Consider the following 8,246-nt stretch of genomic DNA (forward strand, 5'->3'; position numbering starts at 1 on the left):
TTTTATAACTTATCTATTATATGCATGTTCCTTATGCAGCCAGGTACAGGCTCAGGCTGACTCTTTTCCTTCGTTTTTTTACGAGATCAAAGCCAAATCAGATGCAGGTATAATATCCTACTTCGATTCCCTGCGCAACAACCCTTCTGACCAGGCGGAGATCCTGCAAAAATCGCTGCTATCATACGCCGAAGAAGAAGAGCTTTACCTTGTTGAATTATTGTGCAACCGTAACCTTGGTAAGATCTATTCCAACAACAAGGAGCATTCTTTGGCTATAGCCCATTTAAGCCGGGCGGCCGAACTGGCAGCTTCATGGCCCGACCCCAGCTTGCACGGAGACATACTGGTAAGTATGAGCGGCATTTATGATGCCCTGGGCAAAAAAGATGACGCACTTGAAAAATTACTTCGGGCCTACGAAATTCTGATAAAAGCAGACTCTCTGGAAGCCGCCCAGGTCCAATATGCCATGGCCAATCTCAACTATGGCTCCGGAAACCTGAGGGAAGCACTACGTTATGGTTTTACTGCAAAGAAAATATACGACAGGTTCAAGATGGATGAGCTGCAGACAAAATACCAATACAACCTCATGCACCTGCTTAACACGATCGGTGTTACTTACCGCGAACTAAAGGAATATGACAGTGCCATCTATTACCTGGATAGCTCAAGGGAAATTGCACTGCACCTTAACAATGAATTCTGGATAAACCTGACCATCGGCAATATAGGTTCGGTATATATGCTCAAAGGCGAGTATGAGAAGGCTATTGCCTACCTCAGGCAGGATTTAAGGGCCAGTAAAAAGTTTAAGGAATGGATAAGTGCTGCAAACTCAGCCATGAGCATTGGTCAAGCTTACAGCAAACTCGGCAATAATGAACTTGCAAAGGTTTACTATGACAGTGCATTGTATGTGTTCGGTAACAAAGCAAGCAATACAGACATTTTAAGAACCCATTACTATAGAAACCTCTCCCTCTGGTATGCAAGTAAAAAAGAATTTGAAAACGCGCTCATTTATCAGCAAAGATATATGGCTTTAAAGGATACCTTAATGGGCCGGAAACAGCAGGTGGAGCTGGCACAGGTAAAAGCCAATTATGACTTTGACCGCAAATTGAAAGAAATAGACCTGCTTACAAAAAACAACCAGCTTCAACAACAACGTATCGATTACCGAAACATCATCATTTTAGCCGGTGCCGCGGCCATTTGTATTATTCTTATTGTAACAGCCCTGCTCTATATTAACCTTAATGCCAGGAAAAGGGACAATGCACTATTAGCGGAACAGAAGGAACGCATAGAGTCGCAAAGCGAACAACTGGCAGAGCAAAACAGGGTGATCCAGGTCATTAATGACAATCTGGAACAGGAGGTAGAAAAAAGGACCCAGAGCCTGAAAAGCCTGAACAAAGAACTGGATATATTTTTATACCACGCGTCGCATGATATCCGCCAACCGATTGCGACTATCCTGGGACTTGAAAACCTGGCAAGAAAATATACCACAGATCCTGATCTCACCGACATACTGGAGCGCCTCAAATCCACAGCAGACCGGATGGACAATATGCTACGCAAACTCCAGATCAGCCATAGCGTAAACCATACCCCCGCCAGGCTGGAAGAAGTTGACCTGCAGGAGCTGACTTTAAAAGTTATCGAATTAAATAAAGAAACTGAAAAACGCAGAGCAGCCACATTGTGCATTGATATAGAAAAAAGAGTAATTAATAGCAATTCGGAACTTTTAGCAGTGGTTATCCATAATATCATTGAAAATGCCCTTACCTATGGCAATGAAAGGCCTCTGGAAGTGAATATAGATGGCAAACAGTTGAACGAAGAATACTGCATGACAATATCAGATAACGGCGAGGGCATACCGAGGGAATTTCAGCCCAGCGTATTCAACGCCTTCTTTAAAGCCAGTGCTCAATCAAAAGGTAACGGCCTGGGCCTGTACCTTGCGTGGAAGGCCTCCACTATACTAGGAATAAAAATCGAGCTAAAATCAGAATTAAATAAGGGTAGTGAATTTACTTTGCACATTCCTACAGTTTAAAAGTATATTGCAGCTATGTGTGGAATAACCGGAGTGTATGCCTTTAACATGGTCGGCAGGATTAGCATGATCAATGTAGCCAATGCCACTATGGCCCTGGACCGCAGAGGCCCTGATTTTCAAGACACCTATCATGATAATATTGTAGCTCTCGGCCACAGAAGATTGTCTATCATAGACACCTCGGCAAGCGGCCACCAGCCCATGACCGACAAGAGCGGCCGGTATATTATTATATTCAATGGTGAGATCTTTAACTACAAAACCCTGAAAGAAGAGCTTTTAAACAAGGGCATTCAATTCTCATCCGGTTCAGACACGGAAGTACTCCTCTACCTTTATATTACAGAAGGAAAATCCTGCCTTCAAAAGTTAAATGGCTTCTTTGCCTTTGCCATCTATGACAAACAGGAGCAATCTGTATTTATAGCCCGCGACAGAATGGGTATCAAACCACTTTATTATGTAGAAGATGAAAACCGGGTGCTGTTTGCCTCAGAAATGAAGTCGATACTGGCCTATGGTATTGATAAAACCATTGACTATTCTGCTTTGTATACCTACCTGCAACTGAATTATATTCCCGCTCCAAAGACAATTTTCAGGGATGTGAAAAAGCTGCTGCCAGGGCACACGCTTTTTATTAAAGACGGAGAGGTCCAAAAGGAGTGTTTCTATAAGATCCCCTATGATAAAAATAAGTATACGAGCCTGAATTATGATGAGCAAAAAGCCAGATTAAGCGAGCTAATGGAGCAATCCGTACAAAAAAGACTGGTTGCGGATGTACCGGTAGGCTCATTTCTCAGCGGCGGTATAGACTCTTCCGTAATCGCCACACTGGCACAACGCCATAAGCCCGACCTCCACACCTTCTCCATTGGCTATAAAGATGAAAAGTTCTTTGACGAAACTGAGTATGCCCGCCTTGTTGCAAAGAAAATAGGGTCTGACCATACGGTTTTCTCACTGACCAATAATGACCTTTATCAACATGTAAACAGCATCCTCAACTATATTGATGAGCCTTTTGCGGACTCCTCTGCCATCGCCGTTTATATATTGTCTAAAGAAACGCGTAAGCACTCAGTAGTAGCACTTTCAGGGGACGGCGCAGATGAGCTGTTTTCCGGATATAACAAACATTCGGCATTCCTGAAAATGATCACAGGCGGGTCTACAGCCAGGGCAGTTGGGGCTTTAACCCCTCTATGGGGGCTGCTTCCCAAATCCAGGAGCAACCCATTGACCAACAAATTCCGGCAACTGCACCGTTTCGGAAAAGGAATGAAGCTTACAAGTAAAGAGCGTTACTGGCAGTGGGCCGGTTTTGCCGCGGAAACAGAGGTTGACAAGCTTCTAACTCCTGAAAGCCTGCTGAACCTTGACCGACAGAATTACCTTGATTTTAAAAACAACATCCTTCGGGAAATACCTGCAAAAGAAGACATTAATGATATACTCTATGCTGATGTAAACCTGGTACTACCCGATGATATGCTCACCAAAGTTGACCGCATGTCTATGGCCAATAGTCTTGAGGTACGGGTACCTTTTCTGGACCATGAAGTCGTAGAATTTGCATTCTCGTTGCCCGTATCATCTAAAATAAATGGTCAGATCAGAAAAAGGATAGTTCAGGACAGCTTCAGAGACATTCTACCGGCGGAGTTATATAACAGGCCAAAAAAAGGCTTTGAAGTACCCCTGCTCAAATGGTTTAGAAAAGAAATGAAGTCCATGATCAACGATGACCTTCTAAGGGATGACTTCATTGAGCAACAGGGCATTTTTAATGTGTCGGAGACTAAAAAATTAAAGCGTAAGCTATTCTCTTCAAACCCAGGAGATGTCCACGCGCAAATATGGGCATTAATTGTATTTCAATGGTGGTGGAAAAAGTATTGCATGTAGCACCTGCTTCGTGGGTACATATTCCACTATTTGTATGCTTATTTTCTCACAAACAGCAGCATCTGGAGCATCTTTCCAATATTCAAAATTCTGACATTCAGAACATTACACATTCCACAGAACTATTAACAGACATATTAGACCAAGGCATAAGTTTTGGACTCTATTCGGTAACAACCTGAACTTACCTTAACTACAATCAACCTGACTTTTGTGAAATCAAAAAAATAATAAAGTTATGGCTGAAATTAATATTGAAAAACGGAAATCGCCTGTATGGCCATGGATATTATTGGCAGTACTGGCAATAGCCGCCGTGATATGGTGGATTGATGATGATGACCCTGACACATTTCAGACAGAAGAAGTAGCACAAATAGACGAGGAAAATGATTTTGATGCGAACAATATGCAGGAAGATGGTCAGGAAGGCGATGTACAAGAGTACATCAGCTACATCGAAGAAAACGGAAATAAAATAACCGTTTCGCACAAGTACTCTCACGATGCACTAACTCGATTGGCTGACGCACTGGAAGAGGTAGCTACCGAAAATAATGCTGAACTGCAAAATGAAAATGCACTGAGAGAATTAAGGGATAAGGCAGACCAGCTTAAGGAAACTACTTCATCAACCCAGCACGCTAACCTGCTGTCGGAAGCTTCAAAAAATGCTGCAAACATTATGGAAAACCTGCAAGCGGATTTACCTGAAAACAGCACCGATATATCGGGATTAAAAGATGCGGCTGAGTCAATAAATCCTAATGCATTGCTCACAAACCAGAAAAATGAAGTACACAGGTTCTTCAATGAATCTGCCGAAGTACTTGAAGCAATGAGCGCAAATGTTTAACCAAAATGACTAATAAAATGGCACATAGAGAGATTAACGATCGAAATATAAGAAACACAGAGACCAGAGACAGGGAAGAAGACAAAAGGTTGTACTTCCTTCATGATCTCGATAAGTACAAAGTGGCCAGCGAGCACCCTGATGTCAGAGGATGGAAGCTCGTCGATTCGTCACACAATGAGGTAGGCACCATAGACAACCTGCTTGTTGATGTAAAAGACGAAAAGGTAAGATACCTTGATGTGGAGTTGGATGAAAACATTCTTGGCGAAGACTACGACCCTCAGGCTAACCCTAACGTGAAAGGTGTCCATGGCTTTACCAACAGGGAAGGTGACAAGCACCTGATAGTACCTATTGGCTTAGCACGGCTGGATAAAGACGACCATTGTGTAGTGGTAGACGAGGTACGTAGGGAAACCTTTCAACGAGCTCCAAGACACAGAAAGGGTACACCCATAAGTGCCGATTACGAATTCGCAGTTTCAGAAGCCCTGGCAAGTCCGCAAGCCGGCATGCGACAACCGGCTGACAGACCAGTAGGAACGGCTGTACCGGGCGAATTCTATAAAAGAAGAGAGTTTGATGAAACACGCTTTTACAATCGGTAAACATGTGTTTTTAAACAAACGAAAAGGCTGCCCCGGAAAACAGGGCAGCCTTTTATATTTTCCATTAGAGAGTAATGCCTACTCTTCAAGTATCTCGATCTCGACCCTCACATTATGCTTAGCCTGGGTGCTGAACTTATCGTATAGCATCCTTCTTCCTCCCCAGGCCTTAACCTCCATACGATCCGCCGCTATGCCCTCTTTAACAAGATAGGACTTAATGATCTCAGCCCTTTCCTTCGAAAGCTGCTTTGCAGAACCAAATCCTTCTTTATTGTCATCCGACAACGCAAAGAAACCTTCCGAATCACCCATAGTTATGATCTTTCCAGGGCTTTTCCCATTAGTATGCCCGTGGATCCTGATCTTATAGTTTGGATTTTCCTTCATCATTTCCACCAGGCTATTCACTTCGTACCTTGACTCGGGTCGCATAACTGCAGCATCATTATAATAATAAACATTATACATAACTACGATGTCACCTACATGATAACGTACAAGGTCAAAATTTACTACATAAACATCAGGCAATATATTGAGCTCAGCAGAAACAGTATCTTTAAAAGGTCGGTAATAGTTTATATTTTTTTGGCTTTTTCTATACCCAAATACATCACATATTAGAGTCAGTTCACCCGTTCCATTATTCGGATCCTGTAATTCCACGTATTCATTTCCTGGAGCTACTTTCAATAGTTTTGCTCTCTCCGTATCAATGACCTGCACATCACCCTCAACCCCTTTGCTGTTCCGGGCATTTTCCAAGTGAAACATCAGTTGATAGTCCTTCAATGTACCCGTTTTTGCCACTGTGGCATTACCACCTTCTGCCATTTCCTCAGAAGGATCCTGTGTAATCTCCTCAGTGGTTTCTTTATTATCACTGACACCATCATCAGTATCTTCTTCCTCTTTCTTAAATTTTTCAGCATAGAGGTCATCCAGCTCCTCTACCTCTTTATTCAGTACTTCAGTAGTTTCCTTAGCACGCCTTTTTTCCTCCTCATTCATTACCAAACCTTCTTTGCCTGAACAGACGAATACCCATGCATCGCTGAACTGCTGATTTTCACGGGTACGCCGCATTTCGCTTATTGCAGCCTTATAATTCTGTGAGTAGTCCAAATAGACAAAGTACAGGTTCTTTTTACTGTTAAAGCCATAATCTGCCTCTTTACCATTTTTGTTTATTGTTTCTACATAGCGCCTGGCATAATGCTCCTTATTCGGTGAGTATGCCCCTACAACTATATAATAACCTGAGGCCATTTCGTTAGGCCTCTGGTTTTGGGCAAAAGAACAGAATTGGGTGACAACAAATAAGCAAATACTTAAAGCCAGCGTTTTTTTTACTATGGGACGTATGCTAAAAAACATGGCGAAAATGGGGTTAGGTTTAAGGGATAATATAATAAATAAATATGCCTAATGGGGCGAAGGTGTAAGTAAAGTCAACATTTTCAACACTTTAATCTGCCAGGATCTCTACTTCCACACGTACATTTTTATGCGCCTGTGGATCAAACTTGTCGTATAACATCCTCTTACCTCCCCAACCTTTTACCTCTATCCGGTCTTCACTGATGCCTTGTTGCAACATCCACTCCTTAATGGTCTCTGCTCTAAATAATGACAGCTTTTTGGCACTACCTACAGTCTCCTGGTGGTTGGCGTTGATATTAAAAAAGTTTTTATCATCAGGGTTGAGGTGGATTATTTTTCCGTGCGAATTCCCATTGGTATGTCCATGGATCATTACTTTCAGGTTTTCATTTTCCTGAAGCATATCAAGGAAGCTATTAAGTTCATAAACTGACTCCGGCTTCATAATGGCAGCATCTATGAAAAAATAGACATTGTACATTACAATCACATCCCCCTTTTTAAATCGCTGCAGTTCAAAATCCACAATAATGGAATCGCCTACTACAGATGTATAAGCCTGGGTAGTATCATTAACAGGATCATCCAAATCCAACTCATGCTGCACTTCCCTGAAACCGAATATATCACTAATCAATTTTATTCTGCGTGTTCCGTTATTCGGATCTCTTAACTCTACAATTTCATGCGTTTTCCCCTGCCCAATCTCCTTAATTCTCTCAAGATCAAGAATTTTAATATTACCATTTACCTCTTTCAGGGTTTTCTTATTGATAGCATTAAAATATAGATAATAATAACCTTCTTTTTTATCTATACCGCTGTCAGCAACTGCCTCAACAATCTCCGGCTCATCCTCTTCCAGCACAGGTTCCACCTCTTCGCTTACCGGCTCATCATCCTGATAAACTTCATCATCAAGCTCTTCCGTTTCAGTTTCAGCCTCATATTCCTCATCTACCTGCTCTATATCTTCTTCTTTGTATGTTTTGACTGTAGGTGTGGACATAGTGGATTCTCCCAGGGATCCCTGGTAAACCCAGGCATCATCAAAGCCTTCCATAGCTCTTACCCTGTGAACTTCTTCAATGGCAGCGGTTACATTTGGAGAGGAAAAGACATATACATAATATAAATTACGATTTGGGTTGAGTGCATAGTTTGCATCTAGTGATTTTTCCCTTGCATATGCCGTAAAACGTATTGCATTATTTTGATAAGCGAATGCACCAATCACTACATAGCTAGTCTCGACGGAATTTGGTTCTTTCCCATTTTCCGACGCGGATCCTGCATGCGGAAAAGCTAGCCAAACGGTAAAAATCAGAGGCAAGAACCTTAGCCTCCCGGTTAGTATTTGCGTTATCATATCTTAAGTTTAAAAAATTCAATGTATAAAGAT

Annotated in this window: 6 protein-coding genes; 4 read left to right on the forward strand and 2 right to left on the reverse strand. The window is 42.1% G+C overall.

Annotated features, from left to right (window positions below; all coding sequences use genetic code 11):
* The 4 genes from E1163_RS04780 to E1163_RS04795 all read left to right on the forward strand — a co-directional run.
* Positions 1–2,077, forward strand: a 2,077-nt coding sequence (locus E1163_RS04780) for an ATP-binding protein (protein ID WP_155170051.1), incomplete at its 5' end; no start/stop codon positions are given.
* A 15-nt stretch (positions 2,078–2,092) separates the two neighbouring features.
* Positions 2,093–3,991, forward strand: coding sequence for an asparagine synthase (glutamine-hydrolyzing) (gene asnB, locus E1163_RS04785; RefSeq protein WP_155170053.1), 1,899 nt, complete (start codon positions 2,093–2,095; stop codon positions 3,989–3,991).
* Positions 3,992–4,229: 238 nt separating this feature from the next.
* On the forward strand, positions 4,230–4,847 hold the full coding sequence (locus tag E1163_RS04790) for a hypothetical protein (protein WP_155170055.1): 618 nt from the start codon (positions 4,230–4,232) through the stop codon (positions 4,845–4,847).
* A gap of 17 nt (positions 4,848–4,864) precedes the next feature.
* Entirely contained in the window at positions 4,865–5,458 is a 594-nt protein-coding gene (locus E1163_RS04795; RefSeq protein WP_185155958.1) for a PRC-barrel domain-containing protein, read from the forward strand.
* Positions 5,459–5,536: 78 nt separating this feature from the next.
* On the opposite strand, the gene E1163_RS04800 is transcribed toward E1163_RS04795, so the two are convergent.
* Entirely contained in the window at positions 5,537–6,838 is a 1,302-nt protein-coding gene (locus E1163_RS04800) for an OmpA family protein (RefSeq protein WP_155170059.1), read from the reverse strand.
* 91 nt (positions 6,839–6,929) lie between these two features.
* Positions 6,930–8,213, reverse strand: a complete 1,284-nt coding sequence (locus E1163_RS04805) for an OmpA family protein (RefSeq protein WP_155170061.1) — start codon at positions 8,211–8,213, stop codon at positions 6,930–6,932.
* Between the last annotated feature and the right edge of the window lie 33 nt (positions 8,214–8,246).

This window comes from Fulvivirga kasyanovii, assembly GCF_009711405.1.
Classification (GTDB): domain Bacteria; phylum Bacteroidota; class Bacteroidia; order Cytophagales; family Cyclobacteriaceae; genus Fulvivirga; species Fulvivirga kasyanovii.